This is a genomic window from Bartonella sp. MM73XJBT (assembly GCF_028618465.1).
Lineage (GTDB): Bacteria > Pseudomonadota > Alphaproteobacteria > Rhizobiales > Rhizobiaceae > Bartonella.
Genome location: NZ_JAQISY010000003.1, coordinates 14,338 through 40,377 on the forward strand (window position 1 = coordinate 14,338; position 26,040 = coordinate 40,377).

Genomic DNA, 26,040 nt, shown 5'->3' on the forward strand with positions numbered 1-26,040 from the left:
CTCGTCTTTTATTATTACAATTTTTTTTACCCATGGCATGGAATTGTTCATGAATTTTCGTTTTTTTCTTGAAAATGAAGAAGCAACTAGGCTTTTCGCGCAAGACTTAGCCCTTGCTTTAAAACCAGGTGATCTGGTGACGCTGCAAGGTGATCTTGGAGCAGGAAAATCAACTATTGCACGGACAATTATCCACACACTTGCCAACGACACAACTCTAGATGTTCCAAGCCCTACTTTCACTCTCGCCCAAAATTATCAACTTCCACAATTGGAAATTGTTCATGCAGACTTTTACCGCCTTTCTATGGCAGAAGAAATTGATGAATTAGGGCTTTATGAAGCACGTGAAAGCAGCGTTTTACTCATCGAATGGCCAGAAAAAGGTGCTGATCTTTTAGGACCAATTACCTTCGCACTTACTTTACAACATGAAGGTTGTGGGCGTCATGTGACTCTCATATCTGCACAAAATTCTCTTGAGCGTCTCCAGCGCTCTTTTGCAATTCGCACATTTTTAACAGCCCATGGGCGCGGTCAAGTTCATCGTCATTTTTTGGCTGGAGATGCCTCTGCACGCACCTATGAACTTCTGGATGATGGACAACACAGTGAAGTTCTCATGGATGCGCCAACCATGCAAAGGGAACAGAATTCTGATCTCTCTTACATAACAAGTGCACAACTTGCACAAGATATCCGCCAATTTGTCGGAATTAATCAGCTTCTTTTAGAGAATGGATTTTCTGCTCCCCATATCTTTGTCGAAGACTTTGAAAAAGGTCTTTTGATTCTAGAAAATTTAGGGTGTGATGGAATTTTAGATCAAAACCGTTATCCTTTAGAAGAACGCTATATCGCCTGTAGCGAATTGCTGGCTACCTTTCATCAAAAATCGTGGCCTGCAGAGAAGCAATTTGCAACATTTTTGTTGCAAATTGCCTCCTATGATTGCCAAGCACTACAAGCAGAACTTTCTTTATTGCTAGACTGGTATGTACCCTTTCAAACACAAAAAACTTTAGATCAAGAACAGCGTGAAACTTTTTTTGCTTGTTGGCAACCCTATCTCGATAGTCTTGCTCAAGGTGAAAAAACCTTCGTTATGCGTGATTATCATTCACCCAATATTCTTTGGTGTGCACAAAAAAAAGGAATGGATCGCATTGGTCTGATTGATTTTCAGGATGGCTTAATAGGTCCAACAGCCTATGACCTTGTTTCTTTAGGGCAAGATGCACGTGTGTTTATTTCCCCAACACTGGAGACAAAAATTCTCGATGCCTATTGCAATGCACGCTATCAAGCCCCACGCTCTTTTGATGAAAGCGAATTCCGCAAGCTTTATGCTTTTGCTGGTGCCCAGCGCGCTTCGAAAATTCTAGGGATTTTTATACGCCTCCATCAGCGTGATGGAAAATCATCTTATCTTAAATATCTCCCTTACGTGCAAAATTATCTTGTTCGCAATCTTTCAAACCCCATACTTGCACCTTTACAAAATTTTTATCAAGAATTGGGACTCCTTTCAAAAGTAGAATAGGTACAGGTACCCTTAACTTTTGTAAAAACACTTTCTCCTCCTATCATCCATTTTGACTGTAGAATATAAAACTACACATTCTTTTTTATTTTTTTTTCAAAATTTTCTATGAAAATTAACAAATATTCTCTGCAAAACTGATTTGTTAAAGTCTTACAAGGTTATAGGAAAAATTTTTTCAAAATAATATCATCTATAAGCAGTACTTTCATATTGCACCATATAATCTAGTACGCAACGTTTCTTATTTATGCTATGCAATGAATTACCAATATCCTTGCAAAGCAAAAGTTTTTTTAAATTTAACCGTTGCTCTTTATAGCGCCTGTTTGGATTCGATACTGAATCCTAATGCATTCTTTGTGCAAAAATTATGTGAAAAGTTCTTTATCTTCTTGCGCAAAAACTTAAACCATATGATCTATTACGATTTTTTATAGGATGAAACTCAAAATCTCCTGTAAAAAATGTAGCTTTTCGGTTTTTACCTTCATAAAAATTGTATAGAGTAGAAACAATACAAATAATCAATAAGATGGAATATTTCCACGCATTCTAAATGAGATCACATGACTTATAAACCACGTGTCTTTTCTATTTCTCCGGGAACATCTTTTCTACCGCATTTTGTCGATGCACTATTTTCTCACACTCTTATTGATAATTTTGCAACAAATGGGGATATCCAAACAGCTCTTGCGGATACCCTTATTTATGTACCAACGCGCCGTGCTGCTCGTGCTTTGCGTACAGCCTTTGTTGAAAGAAGTGAGACAAAATCAACCTTCTTACCAACTATTCGCGCTCTAGGAGACGTGGATGAGGAAAGCTTTCTTTTTGATGACAATCATATCCACATGCTAAATCCTCCCATTGGAGAAAGTGAACGTCTCCTGCTTCTCGCACGTCTCATTCGTCCATGGCGTGAAAATTTACCAGATCATTTGCGTGCCATGTTTGGTACAGAAGACGTGCTTATTCCTGCTCATACAGCTGATGCAATTTGGCTTGCTCAAGATTTAGCGCAGTTGATGGATGAAATGGAAACAGAAGCAGCAGATTGGTCAAAACTTAAAGAAATTGCTCCCGATATGGTTGCCGAATGGTGGCAAATAACGCTCAATTTCCTCACCATTGTTACAAAAAGTTGGCCACAAATCTTACAAGAGAGAGGGCAAAGTAACCCAGCTGCATGGCGCAATCAAGCACTCCAAATGCACACTGAAACTTTACGGCGGGCTTGGCCTGATAAGCCTATCATCGCCGCTGGTATATCAGGTTCTATTCCCGCAGTCTCTCATCTTTTAAAAGTCATTTCTTCTCTGCCAAAAGGCGCTGTTGTTCTTCCTGGACTTGATCTTTATATGGATGAAGGACAATGGGAGGCATTAGGCACAACTTATAGCGAAAAAACAACTGGTGATGTTTTCGATCATGCAACAAACGTTTTTAGCCATCCTCAATATCACTTAAAAAAACTTCTCTCTCTGATGGGGTGCCACCGCATTGATGTGCGCGAAATTGGTCAACAAAGCGCAATACAAAAAAGACGTGCTGCTCTTTTATCAGAAGCACTGCGACCAGCCTCAACAACAGAGCGATGGGTGCAAATTGTCCGCGATGATTATGAAAACCTTTGTGCAAATTGGTCATTCATTGAAGCTATAAATGAGCGTCAAGAAGCACTCGCTATTGCTGTTGCTTTACGTAATGCTATTGAAGAGCCTCAAAAAACTGCAGCTCTTATTACCAATGATCGCAATCTTGCACGCCGTGTCACAGCTGAATTACAGCGTTTTGGCATTGAAGCAAATGATTCAGGTGGAATACCACTTGCACAAACATTACCTGCAACCCTGTTACGACTTATTTTAGAAAATGTCTTACAATCTCATGATCCTATTGCTTTTCTTTCCCTTCTCAAACATCCTCTCACAACACTAGGACAAAACCGTCACCACTTACGTGAAATAGCAGAAAATTTTGAACTCTTTGTTCTTCGAGGAAATACGAGCTGTATTCATCTTTGCGAATGCGACCAATTCCTTGAAAAATGGATAGAAATATATTCCCATCATATTTTTGAAAACAACATTCTTGATCAACAAAACTATGAAGAAGCACGCCTGCTTTGTGATCTTTTGGTTAAAGCTGTGGAGCCTTTAGCATCTCTCATGACACAAGAGAGGGAATGTACCATCAGTGAGGCAGCGGTAGCAACAGTTGAAGTTTTTGAAAATTTTGGGCGTGATGAAAACGATTCTCTTGTGCATCTTTATCAACATGAAGCAGGACAAGCTCTTTTGGCTTTTTTGCGTGAATTGGTGAGTGATCAATCAGGATTAACATTCTCTCTTTGCGAATGGCCAGCTATATTTTCAGCCCTGATTGCAACGCGCTCTGTCACCCCTCCACCTGGAGGACATCCACGTTTATTCATCTGGGGCACTTTGGAATCACGTTTGCAAACCGTTGATACCGTGATTATAGGCGGACTTAATGAAGGATCATGGCCTATTACAACCCGCAATGATGCTTTTTTATCGCGACCAATGAAAATGATGTTAACGCTTGAACCCCCAGAACAACGTATTGGTCTTTCTGCCCATGACTTTCAGTGGGCTATGGGAATGAATAACGTGGTGATGAGCCGAGCAATACGAGTTAATCATACCCCTTCACTTCCTTCACGTTGGCTACAGCGCTTAGAAACAGTTATAGGAAAACAGGTTTGGCAACAAATTCGTGCACGTGGTGAAATATTCCTTCATTGGGCGACAATGCTTGATCATACAAAGAGCATTGCCGGTGCGACACGTCCTTGTCCTGTTCCCCCTCTTGAGGCGCGCCCACGCCATTTTTCCGTCACTGAAATCGCAACATTGCGCTATGATCCTTATGCTATTTATGCCAAAAAAATCTTGCGTCTCAAACCGCTTAAAGCACTCATTAATGCTCCTAGCGCTGCTGAGCGTGGAATGCTTTATCACGCTATTCTTGCTGCTTTTTGCACAAAAATAAAAAATCCAAATGCTGCAAATGCACTCGATGTACTCCTCAATATCGGACGTCAAGAATTTGATAAATTCAATTTGCCTGCCGATATTGAAGCAATCTGGTGGAACAATTTTGAAAATCTTGCTCCGTTTTTACTGCAATGGGAGCAAAGTTTAGGACCTCGAGAACGATATGCTGAAGTGGTATCGCAAAAAATACCTATAGGTACAACAGGTGTAACCCTTTCAGGGCGCGCTGATCGTATTGATGTCTTACCAAATAAAATGGTTGAAATACTTGATTTTAAAACCAGTACACCTCCCTCATCAAAACAAGTACGCGATTTATTGTTTCCACAATTGGCATTGGAAACAGCTTTGCTCATGCAAAGTGCTTTTACAAATTTTCAAAATCTTATCCCTGTCAATTTATTTTACATCGCTCTCAATAAAAAAGGCAAAATCACTTCCCAATCGATTCTTCTAAAGAGAGAAGAAAAAGAGCATCAAAGCGTAATTCATCTTGGTGAAAAAGCATGGGAACACCTTATCGCATTAATAAACCATTATCAAAATCCACAACAAGGCTATCTTTCACATGCCGTCCCCATAGCAACACGATATGAAGGGGACTATGACCATCTGGCACGCTTATGGGAATGGTCAAGTGGACTTCAAAAAGCGGATCAATCATGACTTTTTTTTCTATTCCTGAAACAGCCCTTGATGCACAATCAACAGCGACACATCCAAAAACAAATGTATGGGTTTCTGCAAATGCAGGATCTGGAAAAACCCACGTTTTAAGTGAACGTGTCATTCGTTTGCTTTTAAACGGTACCCCTCCTGCACGTATTTTATGCCTTACTTATACAAAAGCTGCTGCTGCTGTTATGCAATCGCGAATTTTTCGCACACTTTCCAGTTGGAATGAATTGGACGACACACAGCTACAACAAACCTTATCACAGCTTGAAAAGAAGCCCATCAATGCGCAAAAATTGACCTATGCACGTCAACTTTTTGCTCGTGCCTTAGAGACTCCAGGGGGCTTAAAAATTCAAACTATTCACGCATTTTGTGAATCTCTTTTGCATCAATTTATGCTAGAAGCAAATATCGCCGGACATTTCGAACTACTTGATGATATCAGTCGCAAAAAACTCCTCGAAGAATCCCGTCGCCAGCTTTTGGAGCATAAAGATGCACAAGCTTCTTTGAAACAGCTCCTTAAAGTTATCAGTGAGCACACTTTTAACCAATTGTTGTATGAAGCAACTGAAAAACAACATAAATTGTCTGGTTTTTTGACCTCTATTCTATCTGAAAATGGTGAGGAAAAATTGCGTGCGCTCTTTCAGTTAGCACCCAATGAAACAAATGAACAATTATTAGAAAACATTCAACAAACTGCCTGCTTACCTCTTTATGCTCTTACACATTGCCAAACCTATGGCAATAAGAGCCTTAAAGATATGATCGCGAAATTTTCCCAATTAAAAGACACTTGTGATGAAACAAATATTATCGATATTATTTCTGATATTTACTTTAAAACAACAGGAGAACCGCGCAATTTTTCACGTTTATCTTGTAAAAAAGCAGATGAAATCTGGCCTTTTATTCAACAAATGATTGCAGATAAACAAAGCAAACTTTCTGTTCTTTTAGAAAAATATCAATGTGTGAAAATCGCCACACTTAATAGAACTGCTTTTCATATTTGTGCTCTATATCTTAAAATCACCGCAAATCTTAAAAAAGCCAATGGCCTCTTAGATTTTGATGACCTCATTGAGCGCACACTCCATTTGTTAAAGCGTAAAGGTGCAAGCCAATGGGTGCACTATAAACTTGACAATGGTCTCGATCATATTTTGCTTGATGAAGCACAAGATACCAACCCTGAGCAATGGCAAATTATTCAGCTTTTGGTGCAAGAATTTTTCACAGGACATGGTCAACGTACAAATATCCGTACTCTTTTTGCTGTCGGAGATGAAAAGCAATCAATCTATTCTTTTCAAGGCGCGGCTCCAGAAAACTTTGCTGAAAATGGACGAATAATTCAAAAAAAAGTGCAGCAAGTCAATCAGAAATTTGAAAAAATACAACTCAATTATTCTTTTCGCTCTACAGCTGATGTCCTTAAAAGCGTTGACCTTGTTTTTGAAACACCAGAAAATTACAAAGGGCTTTCAGCAGAAAATACAAAGACAGTGCATGAAGCCATTCGTGTTCACAGCCCAGGTGATGTGACTGTATGGGATGCTTTCTCTAAAGAAAAAAATGAACTTCCTGATAAGTGGCATTTAAGCGTTGAGCATTTCGACACACCTGAAAGACGTTTGGCAGAAAAAATTGCTGAAACAATTGCCGACTGGTTGCACAATGGAGAAATACTACCAGCAAAAGGACGCTTTATGCGTGCCAGTGATATTATGGTCTTGGTACGCAAACGTGATCATTTTGTTTCTGCTCTCTCCCGCGCCCTTAAACAACGCAATATTCCTGTAGCGGGTGCTGATCGGTTACAACTCACCAATCATATGAGTGTGCGTGATTTAATGGCGCTGGCACGTTTTGTTTTGCAACCAAAAGATGATCTTTCTCTTGCTTGTGTTTTAAAAAGTCCACTTTTTGCTCTTAGCGAGGAGGAACTTTTTCAGCTTGCCGCTCATCGTCAAGACTCCCTTTGGCAAAGCCTTTGTATGCACGCTTCATCACAGGCATCTTTAAAAGATGCTTTTGAAAATTTGAATCACTATCGTACTCTCGTGGATAAAATACCGGTTTTTGAATTTTATAGCCATATTTTAAATAACGATAAGGGACGGCAGAAAATCTTAGCCCGCTTAGGAGTGGAAGCAAATGATGTACTTGATGCCTTTATGGATTATACACTCACTATTCAAAAAACTGGTTTACCAGGATTGCAAGCTTTTTTGGAAACACTTACTGCAAATGATCCAGAAATTAAACGCGAGTTTGATCAAAATCACGAAGAAATTCGTATTATGACTGTTCATGCCGCAAAAGGCTTAGAAGCTGCTGTAGTCTTTCTGGTTGATCCAGGAAGCACTATTTGGCATCCTCAACACGCACCTCATTTGCTTAAAGTGCCTTCAAGTCATAGGCAAGGTCGTGATCAACAAGCGTTTATTTGGCGTCCTAATGAAAAATTTGATACAAAACTCTCTAAACAAGCACTGTCATGCTTAAAAGAACGCGCTGAAGAAGAATATCGGCGTCTGCTCTATGTAGGAATGACACGTGCTGAAGATCGATTGTTCGTTTGTGGATATCGTGGTGAAAAAACCTCCCCTCAGACATGGTTACAATTGGTAAAAAATGCTCTTAAACCCCATGCCGTTGCTATAGAAGGTCCAGCAAAAGATATTGAGGCTTGGCGTTATTGCATTACACCTTCTTCTCCCTCTATAAATCAGGAAAGACCTTGTGCCGAGTGCCAAACACTCCCATCTTTGCCTGCTTTTTTTTCTCATACAGTTCCAGCAGAACCAGTTCTACCCAAACCGTTGAGACCCTCTGTTGCTAGCCTTTCTATTGAAGCTGATCCTGAGATTTCCTCTCATCCCAAATATCTTAGTATTTCACCTGTCTTAGGAGAAAAAAATACCAACAGAGCTTTTTTCATTGAATATGGTAATATTGTTCACCGATTGCTGCAACACTTGCCCAATTGCCCCCCTCAAAAACGTCGCGATTATGCCCAACACTATCTCAATAGCAAAGTCTCTCATTGGCAGGAAACACAAAGAGAAAAGGCACTTTGTCATGTTTGGAAAATTTTAGATCATGCCTATCTTGCCCCCCTCTTCTCTGAACATTCACGTGCTGAAGTTCCTTTAATGGGTATTGTCAAAATTCGTGGAAAAGAACAAGCAATTTCCGGACAAATTGACCGTCTCTATATCACAGAAAAGAGCATAATTTTTGCGGATTTTAAAACAGGCGCTCCACCTGAAAATGAAGCTGCTATCCCTCCACACCATTTGTTGCAAATAGCTCTTTACCACAAATTGCTGCAAGCTATTCATCCACACAAAGATATCCAAGCTCTTCTTGTTTACAGTAAAGAGGTGAAAGTTTTTAAGCTTCTTCCGGAAAAACTCGAGGTGCTTCTTGATGAGATTGCATGATAAACTAAAAAAACTTTTTCACAAAGCTCCTTATCATTTATCTTTGCAATAACTTGATATGAAGCGTTATCGTACCAATCTATAAAAGTGAATATAAAGGACAAATCAATGACATGTATAAAAGTTGATAAGAGCAGTTTTGAAAATGAAGTTCTGACCTCCTCTACCCCTGTTGTGGTTGATTTTTGGGCAGAGTGGTGTGGTCCTTGCAAAATGATTGCTCCGATTTTAGATGAAATTTCAATGGAAATGCAAAATCAAGTCAAAATTGCCAAAGTGAATATCGATGAAAATCCAGAACTAGCTACCCAATATGGAGTACGCTCGATTCCTACCTTATTGATGTTCAAAGGTGGAAATGTTGCATCAAATATGGTTGGTGCTGCTGCCAAAGGACGCATTTCTGAATGGATCAAAGGACTTCTTTAAATCTTCTTACAGGGATTTTTCTATAAAAAGGAGAGAGCGTATCTCTCCTTTTTCTATGATTTTTGAGAACAGTTTTTTCTTCTTTTAAAACTTATCTGTTAAAAAAACATCTCTTAAAAGAGCTTAAATCCATTTCCCGACAGTGTCCATGAATGATATCATGATAAAGCCTCTTGACTCGCCATCTTTACACTTATGAAAGGCAAATTGGCATTATACTCTTTTCTAGCTCACAATGTTTCTATAGCCCTTGGCACCTAAGGCGGTTCATAAGAAGTATTTTTATTTCTTGCTTATGTCATTTACCTACACGCCAGCCCCATCTGTGACGTGCAAGTGAACGGCTTTGATTGATTCTCCATGAGAGAGATTTGAAATGAGATAATTGTGGGAGATGGGGGGCCTTTATTCAAGATGAATAACGATTAATTATCTTTATAAATCAATTTATTGTAGTTTACTCAGAACGTATTTGATAATCCTTAAAAGCAGCAAATTTTATTTTCGGTGCTCGCTCTGTTTCATAATTTAGTGAAAAATGGTTTTCTGCTAAAAAAACCGGAGCACCTTCTAGATCATGGGCAATGGCAGAACGGTGATTGTTAAGAAACTTTTGCAGCTCATCTTTACTCTCTGCTGAAATCCAACGGCATATATTAAAACGTGCTGGTTCAAAATTTACTGGCAAGCCATATTCTATTTTAAGCCGTTCTTTGAGAACATCAATCTGCAAAGCACCAATCACACCAATGAGAGAAGGTGAACCATCATCAGGGATAAATAATTGCACAACCCCTTCTTCCGCCATTTGTTGTAAAGCTTCTTTCAATTTTTTTGCTTTCATTGGATCACCCAAACAAACACGACGCAAAATTTCCGGTGCAAAATTGGGCACACCTTTAAAGAGGATATCTTCTCCTTCTGTCAAGGTATCACCAATACGCAATGTTCCATGATTAGGAATTCCTACAATATCACCGGCATAAGCTTGATCAGCAATTTGCCGCGAACGCGCAAAGAAAAATTGTGGTGCTGAAAGTGTTATCGGTTTTCCTGTTCGGACTAATTTTGTCTTCATGCCACGTTCCAGTGTTCCCGAACATACCCGAAAGAATGCAATACGATCACGGTGATTAGGATCCATATTCGCTTGTATTTTAAACACAAACCCCGTCATTTTAGATTCTGTTGCAACAATATTGCGTTTATCTGCACTCTGATCACGAGGACTTTGACCAAAATCAACGAGCGCATTAATCAAATCACGAACGCCAAAATTTCGTAAAGCCGAACCAAAATAAACCGGTGTCATATGGCCTTCACGAAAAGCTTGAAGATCAAAATTTTTGCAAGCACTACGTGCAAGTTCTACGCCTTCCATAAAATTCAAGCGTTGATATTCAGGAAGCAAATTTGCAACCTCATCAAGCTTAGAAACTGTCTGTTGTGTTACCTCATCATCTTTTTGACGAAATCGATTATGATGAAGATCAAATGTTCCTACAAAATCTTTACCTGTACCAATCGGCCAAGTTATTGGTACAGTATCAAGGGCGAGCTTTTCTTCAATCTCATCTAAAAGCTCTATAGGATCACGTGCTTCACGATCCATTTTGTTGATAAAAGTAACGATAGGAATATCTCGCATTCGACACACTTCAAATAATTTTAGTGTTCTAGGCTCAATTCCACGTGCACCATCTAGCACCATAATAGCACTATCAACAGCGGTGAGAGTGCGATAGGTATCATCAGCAAAATCCTCATGCCCTGGAGTGTCCAGAAGATTAAAAATGTGATTTGCATATTCAAATGTCATCACGGATGTTACAACTGAAATACCACGGTCCCGTTCAATATGCATCCAATCGGAACGGGTTTGAATACGATCTTTTTTCGCTTTTACCTCACCAGCAAGCTGAATAGCACCACCGAATAATAACAGTTTTTCCGTTAGCGTTGTTTTTCCCGCATCTGGATGGGCGATAATTGCAAATGTGCGACGCCGTTTTACTTCTTGCACGCGCTTTTCCATCATTCCCCCACAGGTCGCGCAAGCGCTTCAGCAATCAGTGCACGCATTTCATCAATCCCGTATAAGGCAATAAATGATCCCAACCGTGGTCCTCGTTCTTGCCCTAAAAGAACTTCATACAACATTTGAAAAAAGACATTTGAAACACCAGGCCCCCCTTCAGGACTTTTTTTGCTATGATCTTGGTAGCGTTCCGTTAAACGTGCAACATCAAGAAGTGCATTTTGAATCGTGTTTCCATCAACAGCTTCAGGCAAACTGGCTAATTTTGCATCAATTCGCCTTAATGTTGCCCGTTCACTGTCATCTGCTGGTCGAAATTTTTTATTGGGTTTAACAAAAACATCAAAATATTTCAGGGCAAATTGCACCAATTGATCAAGTTCTGGATAAGTTTGTGCATTTGCTCCTTTAGCATAGCGAGAAATAAAACCCCAAAGAACCTCTTTATTCTCTGCATTTGAAGCGCTTACCAAATTGAGTAACAGAGCAAAGGGTACAGGCAAATCAACCAGTGGAGGACAACCATTATGGATATGCCATACCGGATTATTAAGCCGCTCTTTCCATTGTTGGCGACCATAAGCCGAAAGATGCGCATAATATTCATCAACGGCTTTGGGAATAACATCAAAATAAAGTCGTTTTGCTGTTTTGGGCTTTGCAAACATATAAAGCCCAAGACTCTCCGTTGGAGCATATGTTAACCACTCATCAATGGTTAAGCCATTTCCTTTGGATTTGGAAATTTTCTGACCCTTCTCATCCAAAAAAAGCTCATAATTAAATCCTTCTGGTGGTTTTCCACCAAGTACTTTACAAATCTTAGAAGAAAGGTTCGTGGAATCGATAAGATCTTTGCCTGCCATTTCATAATCCACACCAAGCGCTGTCCAGCGCATTGCCCAATCTACCTTCCACTGACATTTAACTTTTCCCCCCGTTACTTCCGTTTCAATGGTCTCTCCTGTTTCAGGCTCAATATAGGTGACCGTGCCTTTTTCAACATTACGAGCAATCATTGGCACCTGTAATACTTTTCCAGAAAATGGAGAAATCGGTAAAAAGAGTGAATAAGTAGCGCGCCTTTCTTCACCCAAAGTAGGCAAAACAATTGCCATCACCTTGTCATAACAAGCAAGAATTTTTAAGAGTGTTTCATCAAAACGACCGGAACTATAATAATCGGTAGCACTGGCAAATTCATAATCAAAACCAAAACGATCAAGAAAAGTGCGCAAACGCGCATTATTTGCTGCTCCAAAAGAAGGATAAATATCACCAAAAGGATCTGGGACGCGACTAAGCGGTTGACCAAGATAGCTTTCCATCTTCTCCCGATCAGGCACATTATCTGGAACTTTGCGCAAACCATCCATATCATCAGAAAAACAAAGCAATTTTGTTTTCACTTTATTCTCTGTGAGAATATGAAAAGCATGACGCACCATGGTGGTACGTGCTACCTCCCCAAAGGTACCAATATGTGGCAAACCAGAAGGTCCATAGCCCGTTTCAAATATTATATTTTTTGGATAACCTGTTTTTTCGTATCGTTTGATAATCTTACGTGCTTCTTCAAATGGCCAAGCTCTCGATTGAACAGCCGCATCTTTTAATTCTGGCGTAAGGCTAACGGTATCACAATGATCAGGCATCATTATCTTTATCCTAAAAAATTAAACTCTTTAATGGTATGGTGTATGGTTCTTGAATTCATTCGTCAATAATAGCAAGCAAAAAGCTGTCAAAAATCTTTCTATCAAGCTCTTGCTGTCACTAAGATCAACCTTGTTCTTTCTGTTGTATTTTCTTCTATTTTTATATCACTGAAATATAACTATTATTTCAATATCGTGGACTCGTTTTTGTTATTGGCATTTTAATTGCTGCTCTTCTAAAGTTTACTTATTACCATCAAGAAGAAATCTTCTAGAATTGGATAAAAAACAGACTATTAACCTCTTTTCTAACACCAATACGTTAGAAAAATAACAAAATTAAACATGTTATACAAAAAACACCCTTTTATGATACCTGTAAGAGTGAGATTTACTTACACTCTAGAGAACGCGCCGCTAATGTACGCAAACGCAGGGCATTTAATTTAATAAAGCCGGCAGCGTCTTTTGGATCATAAGCTCCTTCATCATCCTCAAAGGTAACCAATTGACTAGAGTAAAGTGACTTTTTGCTCTGGCGTCCTTCGACAATTACATTACCCTTATAAAGTTTGAGTGTCACTTCACCTTCAACATTTTCTTGAGATAAATCAATAGCAGCTTGCAACATTTTGCGTTCAGGTGAAAACCAAAAGCCATAATAAATGAGTTCTGCATAACGCGGCATTAACTCATCTTTCAAATGCGCAGCACCACGATCCAATGTTAAAGATTCCATTGCTCGGTGAGCCGCCAAAAGAATGGTTCCTCCTGGTGTCTCATAAATGCCACGCGATTTCATACCAACAAAACGATTTTCTACCAAATCTAATCGGCCGATACCATTATCGCGCCCATAATCATTCAATTCAGAAAGTAAATTTGCAGGAGAGAGACTTTTCCCATTGATCGAAACGGCATCACCTTTTTTAAAGCCAATAGTGATTATGGTTGCTTGATCTGGAGCAGCTTCCGGCGAAAGAGTCCGCATATGCACATATTCTGGAGCAGGCGTCGCTGGATCTTCCAAAATTTTTCCTTCTGACGATGAATGTAATAAATTTGCATCAACTGAAAAAGGTGCTTCGCCTTGTTTATCCCGCTCTATCAAAATTTGATGGGCATGTGCAAAATCAATCAAATCTGTTCGACTCTTAAAATCCCAATCACGCCAGGGAGCAATAATTTTGATATCAGGATTAAGTGCATAAGCAGAAAGTTCAAAACGTACTTGATCATTGCCTTTTCCTGTTGCTCCATGGGCAATGGCATCGGCTCCTGTTTCCTTAGCAATTTCAATAAGCCGCTTTGAAATAAGTGGACGAGCAATTGATGTTCCCAAAAGATAGGTTCCTTCATAAACGGCATTGGCTCGAAACATCGGAAAGACAAAATCACGTACAAATTCTTCACGTAAATCTTCTATATAGATTTCTTTAACACCAAGCATCTCAGCTTTACGACGTGCAAGTGCTAACTCTTCCCCCTGCCCCAAATCAGCTGTGAAAGTTACAACTTCAACACCTCGTTCACTTTGTAACCATTTCAAAATAATGGACGTATCCAAACCACCTGAATAAGCTAAAACAACTTTTCTCATATTTTGCCACTTTTTCATTTTAAAATTCCGTTTTCTTTTAATTTGAGAAATTAAAAAATATGCAAATAAACTCCTTTTGAACAACACTTAAAAGATGCAAAAACATACAAGAATGTGTAAAGAAGCACTTTTTGTAATTTGTAAGAAGTGTAAATTATTTAAACCTCTTTACACAACAACAAAAGGCTTTAAATAGCACTTCTCTCTGAATGAACTATCTTAATATAATTTTTTGTGGCATCATTAGCTTGAGCGCCTTTATCGAGAATGAAGAGGTTTATATGTCATTTTTTCCTGAATGGCCTATTTTAATACAATTTTTTGTGGCATCGTTGATTTTAGCTCTTATTCCAGGACCTGACATGATGCTCTCTATAGGACGAACTATTACACAAAGTAAAAAAGCCGGAATTATGTGTGTTCTTGGAAGCGCAACAGGTTTTGTCATTCAAGTGACTGGTGTAGCGCTTGGCCTCTCTGCTCTTATTTTTGCTTCACCACGTGCTTTTTCTTTTCTTAAAATTGCTGGCGCTTGTTATCTTTTATGGTTTGCTCTTCAAGCATTACGTAAACGCTCAACATTTTCTATTGAACAGAGCTCATCTCAATACAAGAGCTCTAAACGTAACTATCTTGCTGGTATTGGAATTAACCTTTTAAACCCTAAAGTTATTCTCTTTAACGTGACCTTCTTACCGCAATTTATTAATGCGAACGACCCTATGGCAACGCAAAAACTACTTATTTTAGGGCTTTCTTACATCGTTATTTCTCTCCCCATTGCAATTTCTATTGTTTTTATGGCACATGAACTTTTTAAAAATCTCAAGAAAAATCCTTTTTATCTTCGCTTTCTTGACTGGCTTATCGCAGGTACTTTTACCAGCTTTGCCCTTCATCTTCTCATAACAGAAAATTGAGTTTATTGACTACCTACCGCATCTTCAAACTGCAAACGTTCAGATTTACGTAAACGCTCTGATGCTGATTTAAGTTGACCACATGCTGCTAAAATATCGCGCCCGCGCGGTATTCGAATAGGAGAAGCATAACCTGCTTGATTAACCACATCAGCAAAACGCTCAATTTGTTCCCAATCAGAGCATTGATAATTACTCCCAGGCCATGGATTAAAAGGAATTAAATTGATCTTCGCTGGAATCCCTTTTAGTAATCGAATCAACTGCTTAGCATCATCTAAACTATCATTTATGTCTTTTAACATAACATATTCAAATGTAATTCGTTTGGCATTGGAAAGGCCAGGATAATTACGGCAAGCATCCATCAACAAAGCAAGCGGATATTTTTTATTGATTGGAACAAGCATATCCCGAAGTGTATCGTGCACCGCATGGAGTGAAATCGCTAACATAACGCCAATTTCTTCTCCTGTTCGGATAATGCCTGGAACCACTCCACTGGTTGAAAGCGTAATCCGACGTTTTGATAAAGAGAGTCCCTCTCCATCCGAAGCAATCAATAAAGCCTTTTTGACTGCTTCAAAATTATAAAGTGGTTCTCCCATTCCCATCATAACGATATTGGTAATTTTGCGTCCTTCAACGGGAACAATTGCCCCATCAGGTGTATCCTTATCAGGGAAATCACCTAGACAATCACGCGCAACGAGTAATTGCGCTAAAATCTCTTCTGCTGTGAGATTGCGAACAAGTACTTGTGTTCCCGTATGACAAAAAGAACAGGTTAACGTACATCCTACCTGTGATGAAAGACACAAAGTACCACGACCCTCTTCAGGGATATAAACCGTTTCAATTTCCACAGGTCTTCCAGCACCACGCGCTGGAAAGCGTAAAAGCCATTTACGCGTACCATCTTTTGAGATTTGTTCTCCAACAATCTCTGGGCGTGCAATGGAAAAATGGCTGTTAAGCATCTCTTGCATAGGTTTAGAAATATTTCGCATCTCATCAAAATTTGAAACACCACGCACATAAAGCCAATGCCAGAGCTGACGTACACGCATTCGCGTTTGGCGCTCTGGGACACCAACTTCCTTTAAAGCTTGTGTCATTTCATCTTGAGATAAACCAATTAAAGAAAGCTTAGAGTACTCCTTCACGATAACATGACTTGTTTCTCGTGCTGGACATGAGCCAACGGGTCTAAGGTCATAGGAAATAGCCATTGTTTCCCAATTTATCCCATAGGTTAGAGTTAAAAAAGCCTTAATGGCATTTCTGAGTTGCATTTAATGCTGCGGTTATCCCTTTTAAGGAATAAGTATAGGTGGTCGCAGTTCCCCGTTTTGAAACGGCTTTCACTGTCATATTCATTCCAGCACGCATAGCAGAAACAAGCTGCTTTTCTAGCTCTGATGAGGCTAACCAAGCCGATGAATCTTTCGTGAAAAAATCAAAATCCTTATCTCCAATGGTAACAGTAACTTTTGATCCTTCCTTAAGTGTGTAACCTGCCATGAATTGTGGTTCAAATGAGAAGGGAGAATGAGACCGCTTGGTAACTAAAAAGAAATTATCACCATGTTTAACTGTCGTTGGAAGAGACTGTAAAGGTACCGACAACACATAGCAAATAGTCTTTTGGGGCGATTTATAAGTATAGGCTCCCCAAGCTTCAAATTGATTTAAACGACTTGGCGTTTGTGCAAATACTGCTCCGGCAGAAACCAGAACCATTATAAATACAGCAATAACAGTCTTTTTAAACATCTTCATTTAGCTCACTTCTTTAATCTCTAACAAGATTCTCTTCATCGGAAAAGCTCAACAAAAACTCGTCGATACCTTAGTGTTGTCGTCCCAATCTTTTCAATAAGCGAAATATTTTAACGTTCATTCGAACCGTTTCTTAATTTCTAATTATGACCTCTTAGTTATTACAAAAATATGAATTTTTTGTTCAACAGCAAGACTAAAAAACAACATTTTGATTTTATGCAACAAATGTTGTTTCTCATGCAAAAACTCTTTCTTTAAGCAATTGAAAGCTAGAAAATATACCATTACCCTCTTAAGAAATAAACCACTCTCTTTTACAAAAAACAATTTGCTACAAAATCTTGGCAACGCATCCCATAAAAAATATTCCAAATTTCACAGTTTTTCGAATCTCCCTGATAACCTTTATATATTCAACCTTTTACTTTCATAAAAACTGCTAAATACACACTGTCTTTCATCAACTATAGTGTGTCCATACTTTGTCTTCAATATCGTTGAGATACCACCTCATCATGATCTTAAAGCCCTAGAGCATAAAGCTCCTGCATCAACCATCGTAAATCATTTTGCTTACTTCAATATTATTTAATCGTACTATATGCCTTATCATATTAATTTACCAATTTTTGAAGTGATTCTAGAAATCTACACATGCTTAATTGTTTTAATACATCCGATAACCTTCCTTCTCTTGCACAATTTTTAAAAAAATTGATTTGGCAAATCTCGCTATCTTTTTTTTGATGTCATTTATAAACAAAAATATCAAACTTTTTTCGCAACCGTTTCTAAACTCTCTACCTTATCGTTTTTTGACAACCTCTTTATCAAATCATGATTGAATAAGCTTATACACGCATAAAAAATCTTTTTGTTTCACTTAAAATCTGTAATTTTTATTCTTTACCGTATGGAATCCTTTTTTAATATTAGCTTTCTAGAGTAGCTGCCATTTAGTCTAAGCCTATCTTTAAACAGTTAATTTTTCTCATAATCAAAGGATACAGCATTTCTCATTCTTCTTTAGAACTTCAATACCCATGTCATAAAAAATACTCAAACCGATTTGATTTATGAAAAAATTCAACTCATAGGTGCTTTAAAGAAAAAGTATTTGGAAATATAATCACAAATGCTCTGTAGAGGAAAACAACAAAAATCAGGTGTTCTTTCTGTTTCTCATTCTTTTAAAAAACGATTCTCTTGAGAATGCGTTTTCAAAATTACATGACGCGACCTACGCTTCTTCGTTCTTTAAATGCACATTGGATTATTTCCTAGCCTACTCTGTGGTGCACTATCCGCAAGCCAGCACCATCATTATATTTGCCAGCTCCCAATGTTGCGACAAATCTTGGCACCTAAGACGATTCATAAGAAGCATTTTTACTCCTTTCTTGTCCAGTTTTTACCCACACACAAGCCCCGCTTATGACGTGCAAGCAAGTGATATTTATTGATTCAAGATAAACAGATTTGAAATGAGAGAATCTTACGTTATTCGGATTTCTAATTCAATATAAATAACGCTAGATTATCATTATAAATCAATGTGTTATTGCAACAACACCACACCATCCTTATCCTTTAAGCTACATTCGATTCTGAATTTTGAATCAGTAAAGTATAAAGCCCATTGGCATCATAAGTGTTGCGCAATTTTTGAACAACATCGCTATGACGTAAGACACGTGCAATTTGCGACAAAGCTTTCAAGTGATCTGCACCTGCATTCTCAGGTGCTAAAAGGAGAAAAACAAGATCAATAGGCTCATCATCAAGAGCTTCGAAATCAACTGGGCTTTCAAGACGTGCAAATATACCAATAATTCTGTTAATATCCGGTAATTTTCCATGAGGAATTGCAATACCACCACCCAGCCCCGTCGAACCTAATTTTTCACGTTGTAAAACAATATCAAAAATCACATGTTCACTAAGACCTGTCAGCTCAGCAGCTTTTTCAGCCAAAACCTGCAAAACTTGTTTCTTCGAATTCGCCTTAAGAGCCGGAATAATTGCTTCCGGTGCAATTAACTCACTCAAATTCATACTTTAATTTTCCTTTTACATGCTCAAATGCTCACCTACAAACTTGTAAATGGTGTTATCTAAAGTTCTTCCACTTTCTTGCATCATCACATGTGATATTACTTTTCAATTTATAACGGGGGATGGCTTAATTTATTTCCCATCACTCTCAGCGCATCACAATAAATAGTCATTCAGCTCTTAAATTAACAGCATGAGAAAACAAGGAAATGAGATTCTCTATAAAATTAATTTCCCTATAATACTAGCAAAAGCCATTTTTCATAAATTTATCTATCCTTTAATTACAACAGTTAGTGTACAATTCCTTATCCGGTCTTTTTCTGTCTTTTAAAAGCTAGCTTCTCTAAAATAACAAACATATCGAGGAAAAAGGCACTCTATTTTGACAATCACCGTGCAGCTTGAACTCCGCCAAACGACAAACATCTCAAAGGCTTTAAATCATTCAATGGTTATTAAAAAAGATTCACAGATTTGGTCTGATATCGGCAGCCATGCGACCGGCTTTAAATACGCAATGCAAGCCAGCAAAATATCATAAATCCTACTTGATAACCATAATATATATAACCCATGGCATTACCATCAAAATATCCGAAATAGCATTATCGATATGTTGTTTGATTCGACAGAGAAAATATTATTAATATCTATACCTTCTAACAACACGCGTACTCATTTACAGCTCCGTTTACCATTCATTATAAGCTTAATCTAGTGATATCTTTTCCATGGGTATCATCAAAAGCAAACTAAACCTATAAAACAATGAAGTCATTCCATCTTCATGAAGACTTTTCTACTCTTTAGAAAAATCTCATTTAAGATTATAATTATAAAAGAGATTTTGGTACAAATTAAGGTGGATTTCAGCAAGAATAATATGAATACAATCTTCTTGAAAAAATATTGCCTAACACAACTACAAAAGCCTATTTTTCTTTATCCCTCAAACAATTCTATCTACTCTCTTTATTTAAATCTCTTAACAACATTGTCATCCTTTTTGCAATGAAGCAATAAATTTTGATTATGTAGCGGAAATGCGTATCGAGCATATTTTATAAAGAATCACGCGAAGTTTTATATTCCTCTCATGAATGTATAAAAATAGCGCTTATGTCCATTATGTTGGTCTGTTTAAGGGTAACTAAGAACGAATAAAAACTGTACAATCAGAGAGAAAATTGATTTCCTAAATAAATTCTGCGCACATCAACATTGTTGATAATATCGTTAGGACAACCGTGAACTAATACTTGTCCAGCGTGAATGATATATGCACGGTCGACAAGCCCTAATGTCTCACGTACATTATGATCCGTTATCAAAACACCAATGCCACGCCTCGTTAAATGACGAATAAGCTGCTGAATATCAAAAATAGCGATAGGATCAATTCCTGCAAAGGGCTCATCAAGTAACATAAAACTGGGACGAGAAGCTAAAGCGCGAGCAATTTCAAGTCGTCGACGTTCCCCCCCAGATAAAGAAAGTGCTGGCATTTTGCGTAAATGATCAATTTTGAATTCATGTAAAAGACTATCTAATTCTTCTCGTCGTTTAAGACGATCTTTTTCAACAACCTCCAAAACAGCTTTAATGTTATTTTCTACTGAAAGACCACGAAAAATAGAAGCTTCTTGAGGAAGATAGCCAATACCTAAACGAGCACGTCGATACATCGGAAGGTGGGTAATATCAAATCCGTCAATTTTAATGGAGCCTCCATCAGACTTAATGAGACCTGTAACCATATAAAAACACGTCGTTTTTCCCGCACCATTGGGACCTAAAATGCCGACAGCTTCTCCAGTACGAATGCCAAAAGAAACACCCTTAACAGCCTGTCTTCCACGGTAAATCTTCATTAAATGACTAGCAATTAAAGTCCCCTTTAAGCGCTTTTTTAAAGCTTCACTTGCTAGATCAGGTCTGTCTGTCTGTTTTTTTCTTTTGATTCCAAACATGAAACCTTAATGGCCATTCTTTTGACTTTGTTTAAAAATAATAGAAACACGGCCCTTTTTCTTAGACTTCTCACAACCTTCTAGAAAAGCCTTTCCGCTTTTCATATCTGCCGTTAATTTGCACCCTGTTGCTACATTATCACCATCGGTTAATACAACATTATTGCCTGTCAAGCTCATTATTTTTGATTTTCCATCAAAAACACCTTTATCACCCGTAGCGATTTGTGTCGCAATTTTTATATAAACCTTTCCTAAAGCTTCCATTTTCTTAACACCCGTTGAACCAAACCAAGCAGGCGATAATGCCTTTGTATCTGTTTGGGATTTGTCAGCAACATTGTGCTTCTTATTATCATAGTAAACAACTAATTTTTCCGTTCGCAGAAGACGTTCACCTTGAGCCACAGAAACATCACCACTAAAAAGCGCTATCCCCTCTTTGTCACGTATTTCTAAAGAATTGGCATAAAGTTCTACCGGTCCTTTGTCATTTGATAAATTAATGCCAAAATGGGCAACTTCAGCATATCCCAAAACTGTTCCAATCCCTAACATCCCCATGCTCAAAGCCAAAGAACCCCCTATCCATTTTTTGTATGTTCCCCTCAGCTTCATTTCATTACTTCTCACTCTTCTTCTCTTCACAGATACGCATATTTCTTTTTCATAAAAATCACTTATGATTCCTATTGATATGACCTTATTGTTTATCAAGCACTAAATGCACACCGCCATGAAAATAGATATTTTGCCCTTTTTCTCGAATTTGCAAAGCATTTGCTGCGAGATGCAAACCAACACGCTTAATATTGACACGTTGATCTGTGTTTAATTGCCCCTCAGATAAATTAATATTTGCAGCCATAAATTGTGCAATCATACCGTCATTTGTTGTAATAGTGAATGGCTTATCCAATCGTAAGAAACCCTTGATATTATCGTAAAATCCCCCTTGTGCATCAAGAAAAACTCGTCGTTGTTTGCCAATAAGCGTTTCAGCTGTAATGTTTTGCAGCCCAATTGTCCCAGAACGTGTAGAATCTTGAAATGCCTTTTCTGCTTTAAGCCAATAAGGTTCATGAGCGCGCGTGTAACCTTCTAATTTAGGATTAAGCATTGTCAATTTCGTTACCTCTTCTTCTTCGTTATTCAAAGTCACTGGCTCAGAAGCCGTGGGTGTGAAGAAAAATGTAAACCAGCAAAAAGCAAGGGTAGCAGCCAATGCCAACAAAGGTAAAAAAAACTTTAATATAATAATACGACGCGAATGACGGGATGCTTTTTTAAAAACATCCCCCAACGGTGATTGTGCCGAAAAGGCTTCATAATGATTGTGTACGGACATATTCTCCTAATCTCTTAAATATTCCGTGTTTTTCAACTTGTATAACCTCTCTAAAAGGTATTTTCAAATTTTGTTTCTTGCAATTTGTTTTTTCTTGGTTTTATTTTATTTCCATTCGTTTATATATTGTAATGTGCATGCATGAAATGCACAATTATAGAAAATCTTTTTGGTGTGAAAGTGAGGCTATTTTGGTTAAATCAGAGCTTGTACAGATTATTGCACGTCAAAATCCGCATCTTTTTCAACGTGATGTGGAAAATATTGTGAACGCTATTTTTGAGGAAATTTCAACAGCGCTTGCAAATGGTAATCGTGTTGAACTGCGTGGATTTGGAGCTTTTTCTGTCAAGAGTCGCTCAGCACGTAATGGTCGTAATCCACGAACAGGTGAAGCCGTTGCTGTTGAAGAAAAATGGATTCCTTTTTTCAAAACTGGCAAGGATTTACGTGATCGACTTAATCAATGAGTAAATTCATGACAATTAAACGTATCCTTTTTGCAATTACTTTGCTGATTCCGACAGGACTTTTGCTTGCTTTTATCGTAGCTAATCGTCAAATGGTTACGCTAACACTTGATCCTTTTCAGACAAACTCGGAAAATTTTACTTACAACGCTCCTTTTTTTATATGGCTCTTTATTTTTTTCGGTCTTGGTATTTTACTTGGAAGCTTAAGCAATTGGTTTGCATATCATAAATGCAAAAAAGCCCTCAAAAAAAGCAAAGCTGAGCTCGAGAAATTAAAAAAATCAATCACAGATATCGTATGATCTTCGTGAAGTCTTTTCTTTGTTGTATTCAATACAGAAAAAAAATGAACTTTTTCTTTTTTTCTATACATGCTTTAATAGACTACAGCCCTTTTTACTATTGGGAAAAATTGAAGAGCTTTGTAACATAAACTTGTAAAAACCTGTATCGCGATACCAAATATGCCTGCACAATTCTTTCAATCTTGCCATAATGATAGATATCCGCAGGAGAACGTACCTGTTATTTTAGAAACAGGGGCAAGTGCAGATTATGCTCTTATTGACTCTGGTAATGGACAAAAATTAGAGCGTTATGGAGCTTACCGCATTATTCGACCAGAAGGTCAAGCGTTGTGGAAACCCGCTTTATCACAAAAGCAATGGGCTGATGTCGATGCTCTTTTCACAGGAAACCTCGATGAAGAAGGTGTTGGTCGTTGGCATTTTCCTAAAAAAACACTTGGTGAAACTTGGCCACTTTCTTGGAATGGATTATCTTTTCTAGGCCGTTTTACTTCCTTTCGTCACGTAGGGGTTTTTCCTGAGCAAGACGCTCATTGGCGCTTTATAGAAGAACAAATTGTAAAAGCAACGCGTCCTATCAAATTGCTTAATCTTTTTGGTTATACAGGTATTGCTTCTCTGATTGGCGCACGTGCGGGTGCAAATGTTACACATGTGGATGCTTCTAAAAAAGCCATCGCTTGGGCAAAAGCCAATCAAGAAAGAGCAGGATTATCAGATTATCCCATTCGCTGGATTTGTGATGATGCCGTAAAATTTGTCGACCGCGAAATACGTCGTAAAAAAAGTTATGATATGATTCTTCTCGATCCTCCTGCCTATGGACGTGGACCCCATGGTGAAATTTGGCAATTGTTTGATCATTTACCTGCTATGATCACAAATTGTCGTAAACTTCTCTCGGATAAACCTCTTGCCATAGTACTTACCGCTTATTCCATTCGCGCTTCTTTCTATGCACTTCATACTTTAATGCGTGATGAATTGATAAATCTTGGTGGTACACTCGAATCAGGAGAATTGATCTTACGTGAAGAAACCGCAGGACGCGCCCTTTCTACTTCTCTTTTTAGCCGTTGGATTGCCTGAACATGTGTATACCCAAAATTGGTAAAGTTAAAGAAATCACCTCTGTTAGCAATCCTCTTATCAAAGACCTGCGCGCACTCAGCCAGAAAAAAAACCGTAATCGAGAAGGTGTTTTCATGGCAGAGGGACTAAAATTGGTCATTGATGCTCTCAATCTCGGTTGGACAATACAAACACTCATTTTTTCGAAAAGCAAAATTGGTAATAGTTCTATCGAAAATATCGCTGCACGCACTGTAGCCAATAGCGGCTTTGTCATTAAAGCTTCACACAAGGTGATGGAATCACTAACTAGGCGTGATAATCCACAAACAGTTATTGGTATCTTCAAACAACAGTGGCACCCCCTTGAAACGATAAAAAAACAGGTCGAAGATGTGTATATTGCGCTTGATCGAGTGCGTGATCCTGGCAATCTTGGCACTATTATTCGTACAGCCGATGCCGTAGGCGCTAAAGGCGTTATTTTGATCGGTGAAACAACAGATCCTTTTTCACCTGAAACCGTTCGTGCAACAATGGGATCAATTTTTTCTATACCACTTTATCATTGTGATGAAACTGCTTTTTTAAACTGGTCTGATCACTTCAAAGGCACGATTGTTGGTACGCATCTTAAAGGATCTACCGATTATCGTACAATTGATTTTAAACATGGTCCCGTCATACTTCTCATGGGAAATGAAAAACAGGGGTTACCAGAGTCTCTTGCAAATCATTGTGATAAGCTTGCGCGCATTCCACAAAGTGGACGCGCGGACTCACTTAATCTCGCGATAGCAACAGCTATCATGCTTTACGAAATTCGCCGTCCTTATTTAACGCTAGAACCATGCGAGACCAGAATATGATACGTAAATCACTGCTTTTTTTTCTTCTTGGTTTGGTCATGACAATAGGACTTGACCAAGCCGTCAAATACTGGGTTATGCACAATATACCCCTTGGAACAGCGAACCCACTTCTTCCTTTTCTTTCTCTTTATCATGTGCGTAATTCTGGTATTGCATTTTCGTTTTTTTCTTCCTTTTCTCACTGGGGACTTATTGCTATTACGCTTGCTATTATTGTGTTCCTCTTATGGTTATGGAAAAATACTGCATGTGATAGGTCTTTAATGCGCTTCGCTCTTACCCTCATCATTGGTGGAGCAATTGGCAATCTTATTGACCGTATTCGTTTTCATCATGTTACTGATTATATCCTTTTTCATATCGATGACATTTTTTATTTTGCTGTTTTCAATCTTGCTGATAGCTTTATCACAATCGGTGTCATTGCTATCCTTATCGATGAATTGCGTATCTGGATTAAAAGCAAAAGCGTCTCCAATAGCACTTCTTCTGAATAAAAGTGTTTCTTCTTCCCCTCGATAGCGAAATCAAAACAGAGCGGTATATTGTCAGTTTTTATGCATAAATTTCGATTAAAAAAATTTAAATCCATTCATCTCTAAAAGCGTATATCTTTTAGATTTATGCTTCTTCTTTTCAATTTCTTCGTTAAATTACATGGATCAAATATCAAAGCTTATTCTGATATGTTATTTTTTCTTCATTCCAACGTCTTAATCGGTAGCAGTTAAAAACCGTTCTCTCGCCAAAAGTACGATAAAACTATCATGTTCCTATTCTTTTAAGCTCTTACACTTATCTGAAAACA

The 26,040-nt window shown here is 38.2% G+C and carries 20 protein-coding genes; 11 read left to right on the forward strand and 9 right to left on the reverse strand.

Annotated elements, in window-relative coordinates; genetic code table 11:
• The first annotated feature begins 49 nt into the window (after positions 1-49).
• From tsaE to trxA, 4 genes are all read left to right on the forward strand, one after another.
• A complete protein-coding gene (gene tsaE / locus PVV69_RS01495) occupies positions 50-1,543 on the forward strand; it encodes a tRNA (adenosine(37)-N6)-threonylcarbamoyltransferase complex ATPase subunit type 1 TsaE (RefSeq protein WP_273756190.1) in 1,494 nt (497 codons plus the stop codon).
• A gap of 569 nt (positions 1,544-2,112) precedes the next feature.
• Positions 2,113-5,235, forward strand: coding sequence for a double-strand break repair protein AddB (addB, locus tag PVV69_RS01500; protein WP_273756191.1), 3,123 nt, complete (start codon positions 2,113-2,115; stop codon positions 5,233-5,235).
• The gene (gene addA / locus PVV69_RS01505) at positions 5,232-8,702 is read left to right on the forward strand and encodes a double-strand break repair helicase AddA (protein WP_273756192.1); all 3,471 of its coding nucleotides are present in this window, start codon (positions 5,232-5,234) and stop codon (positions 8,700-8,702) included. The genes addB and addA overlap by 4 nt, the downstream gene beginning before the upstream one ends.
• A gap of 108 nt (positions 8,703-8,810) precedes the next feature.
• Positions 8,811-9,131 (forward strand): thioredoxin, encoded by a 321-nt coding sequence (gene trxA, locus PVV69_RS01510; RefSeq protein WP_273756193.1) that lies wholly within the window; start codon positions 8,811-8,813, stop codon positions 9,129-9,131.
• A 457-nt stretch (positions 9,132-9,588) separates the two neighbouring features.
• Here the strand turns inward: trxA and PVV69_RS01515 are convergent, their stop codons facing one another.
• The 3 genes from PVV69_RS01515 to PVV69_RS01525 all read right to left on the reverse strand — a co-directional run bounded on the left by PVV69_RS01515 (position 9,589) and on the right by PVV69_RS01525 (position 14,445).
• The gene (locus PVV69_RS01515) at positions 9,589-11,166 is read right to left on the reverse strand and encodes a peptide chain release factor 3 (protein WP_273756194.1); all 1,578 of its coding nucleotides are present in this window, start codon (positions 11,164-11,166) and stop codon (positions 9,589-9,591) included.
• Positions 11,166-12,827 carry a lysine--tRNA ligase gene (locus tag PVV69_RS01520; protein WP_273719645.1) on the reverse strand — a complete coding sequence of 554 codons (1,662 nt, stop codon included), beginning with the start codon at positions 12,825-12,827 and terminating at the stop codon, positions 11,166-11,168. Before PVV69_RS01520 ends, PVV69_RS01515 begins: the two co-directional genes overlap by 1 nt.
• A gap of 391 nt (positions 12,828-13,218) precedes the next feature.
• Complete coding sequence (locus PVV69_RS01525; protein WP_273719646.1) at positions 13,219-14,445, reverse strand: argininosuccinate synthase; 1,227 nt, start codon at positions 14,443-14,445, stop codon at positions 13,219-13,221.
• Positions 14,446-14,708: 263 nt separating this feature from the next.
• Here PVV69_RS01525 and PVV69_RS01530 point away from each other — a divergent pair, with 263 nt between their 5' ends.
• Positions 14,709-15,347, forward strand: coding sequence for a LysE family translocator (locus PVV69_RS01530; protein ID WP_273719647.1), 639 nt, complete (start codon positions 14,709-14,711; stop codon positions 15,345-15,347).
• A gap of 2 nt (positions 15,348-15,349) precedes the next feature.
• On the opposite strand, the gene rlmN is transcribed toward PVV69_RS01530, so the two are convergent.
• From rlmN to ptsN, 3 genes are all read right to left on the reverse strand, one after another.
• On the reverse strand, positions 15,350-16,579 hold the full coding sequence (rlmN, locus tag PVV69_RS01535) for a 23S rRNA (adenine(2503)-C(2))-methyltransferase RlmN (protein ID WP_273719761.1): 1,230 nt from the start codon (positions 16,577-16,579) through the stop codon (positions 15,350-15,352).
• A gap of 40 nt (positions 16,580-16,619) precedes the next feature.
• A complete protein-coding gene (locus tag PVV69_RS01540) occupies positions 16,620-17,123 on the reverse strand; it encodes an invasion associated locus B family protein (RefSeq protein ID WP_273719762.1) in 504 nt (167 codons plus the stop codon).
• A 1,599-nt stretch (positions 17,124-18,722) separates the two neighbouring features.
• A complete protein-coding gene (gene ptsN, locus PVV69_RS01545) occupies positions 18,723-19,187 on the reverse strand; it encodes a PTS IIA-like nitrogen regulatory protein PtsN (RefSeq protein ID WP_273719648.1) in 465 nt (154 codons plus the stop codon).
• A 385-nt stretch (positions 19,188-19,572) separates the two neighbouring features.
• Here ptsN and PVV69_RS01550 point away from each other — a divergent pair, with 385 nt between their 5' ends.
• Positions 19,573-19,731 carry a hypothetical protein gene (locus PVV69_RS01550; protein ID WP_273719649.1) on the forward strand — a complete coding sequence of 53 codons (159 nt, stop codon included), beginning with the start codon at positions 19,573-19,575 and terminating at the stop codon, positions 19,729-19,731.
• A 634-nt stretch (positions 19,732-20,365) separates the two neighbouring features.
• Here PVV69_RS01550 and lptB read toward each other — a convergent pair.
• From lptB to lptC, 3 genes are all read right to left on the reverse strand, one after another.
• Entirely contained in the window at positions 20,366-21,160 is a 795-nt protein-coding gene (gene lptB, locus PVV69_RS01555; protein WP_273719650.1) for an LPS export ABC transporter ATP-binding protein, read from the reverse strand.
• 6 nt (positions 21,161-21,166) lie between these two features.
• Entirely contained in the window at positions 21,167-21,778 is a 612-nt protein-coding gene (locus tag PVV69_RS01560) for an LptA/OstA family protein (protein ID WP_273756271.1), read from the reverse strand.
• An 85-nt stretch (positions 21,779-21,863) separates the two neighbouring features.
• Positions 21,864-22,508: an LPS export ABC transporter periplasmic protein LptC gene (gene lptC / locus PVV69_RS01565; RefSeq protein ID WP_273756195.1), complete on the reverse strand. Its 645-nt coding sequence runs from the start codon at positions 22,506-22,508 to the stop codon at positions 21,864-21,866.
• A gap of 191 nt (positions 22,509-22,699) precedes the next feature.
• Here lptC and ihfB point away from each other — a divergent pair, with 191 nt between their 5' ends.
• From ihfB to lspA, 5 genes are all read left to right on the forward strand, one after another.
• The gene (gene ihfB / locus PVV69_RS01570; RefSeq protein ID WP_208442056.1) at positions 22,700-22,978 is read left to right on the forward strand and encodes an integration host factor subunit beta; all 279 of its coding nucleotides are present in this window, start codon (positions 22,700-22,702) and stop codon (positions 22,976-22,978) included.
• A gap of 8 nt (positions 22,979-22,986) precedes the next feature.
• On the forward strand, positions 22,987-23,283 hold the full coding sequence (locus tag PVV69_RS01575) for a lipopolysaccharide assembly protein LapA domain-containing protein (RefSeq protein ID WP_273756196.1): 297 nt from the start codon (positions 22,987-22,989) through the stop codon (positions 23,281-23,283).
• Positions 23,284-23,445: 162 nt separating this feature from the next.
• A complete protein-coding gene (locus PVV69_RS01580; protein WP_273756197.1) occupies positions 23,446-24,378 on the forward strand; it encodes a class I SAM-dependent methyltransferase in 933 nt (310 codons plus the stop codon).
• A 2-nt stretch (positions 24,379-24,380) separates the two neighbouring features.
• Positions 24,381-25,229 (forward strand): RNA methyltransferase, encoded by an 849-nt coding sequence (locus PVV69_RS01585; protein WP_273756198.1) that lies wholly within the window; start codon positions 24,381-24,383, stop codon positions 25,227-25,229.
• Positions 25,226-25,729: a signal peptidase II gene (gene lspA / locus PVV69_RS01590; RefSeq protein WP_273756199.1), complete on the forward strand. Its 504-nt coding sequence runs from the start codon at positions 25,226-25,228 to the stop codon at positions 25,727-25,729. The genes PVV69_RS01585 and lspA overlap by 4 nt, the downstream gene beginning before the upstream one ends.
• The last annotated feature ends 311 nt before the right edge of the window (positions 25,730-26,040 follow it).

Coding starts and splice junctions, on each gene's coding strand:
- tsaE (WP_273756190.1), top strand. CDS start 50: ATGAATTTTCGTTTTTTTCTTGAAAATGAAGAAGCAACTAGGCTTTTC.
- addB (WP_273756191.1), top strand. CDS start 2,113: ATGACTTATAAACCACGTGTCTTTTCTATTTCTCCGGGAACATCTTTT.
- addA (WP_273756192.1), top strand. CDS start 5,232: ATGACTTTTTTTTCTATTCCTGAAACAGCCCTTGATGCACAATCAACA.
- trxA (WP_273756193.1), top strand. CDS start 8,811: ATGACATGTATAAAAGTTGATAAGAGCAGTTTTGAAAATGAAGTTCTG.
- PVV69_RS01515 (WP_273756194.1), bottom strand. CDS start 11,166: ATGGAAAAGCGCGTGCAAGAAGTAAAACGGCGTCGCACATTTGCAATT.
- PVV69_RS01520 (WP_273719645.1), bottom strand. CDS start 12,827: ATGATGCCTGATCATTGTGATACCGTTAGCCTTACGCCAGAATTAAAA.
- PVV69_RS01525 (WP_273719646.1), bottom strand. CDS start 14,445: ATGAAAAAGTGGCAAAATATGAGAAAAGTTGTTTTAGCTTATTCAGGT.
- PVV69_RS01530 (WP_273719647.1), top strand. CDS start 14,709: ATGTCATTTTTTCCTGAATGGCCTATTTTAATACAATTTTTTGTGGCA.
- rlmN (WP_273719761.1), bottom strand. CDS start 16,579: ATGGCTATTTCCTATGACCTTAGACCCGTTGGCTCATGTCCAGCACGA.
- PVV69_RS01540 (WP_273719762.1), bottom strand. CDS start 17,123: ATGTTTAAAAAGACTGTTATTGCTGTATTTATAATGGTTCTGGTTTCT.
- ptsN (WP_273719648.1), bottom strand. CDS start 19,187: ATGAATTTGAGTGAGTTAATTGCACCGGAAGCAATTATTCCGGCTCTT.
- lptB (WP_273719650.1), bottom strand. CDS start 21,160: ATGTTTGGAATCAAAAGAAAAAAACAGACAGACAGACCTGATCTAGCA.
- PVV69_RS01560 (WP_273756271.1), bottom strand. CDS start 21,778: ATGAAGCTGAGGGGAACATACAAAAAATGGATAGGGGGTTCTTTGGCT.
- lptC (WP_273756195.1), bottom strand. CDS start 22,508: ATGTCCGTACACAATCATTATGAAGCCTTTTCGGCACAATCACCGTTG.
- PVV69_RS01575 (WP_273756196.1), top strand. CDS start 22,987: ATGACAATTAAACGTATCCTTTTTGCAATTACTTTGCTGATTCCGACA.
- PVV69_RS01580 (WP_273756197.1), top strand. CDS start 23,446: ATGCCTGCACAATTCTTTCAATCTTGCCATAATGATAGATATCCGCAG.
- PVV69_RS01585 (WP_273756198.1), top strand. CDS start 24,381: ATGTGTATACCCAAAATTGGTAAAGTTAAAGAAATCACCTCTGTTAGC.
- lspA (WP_273756199.1), top strand. CDS start 25,226: ATGATACGTAAATCACTGCTTTTTTTTCTTCTTGGTTTGGTCATGACA.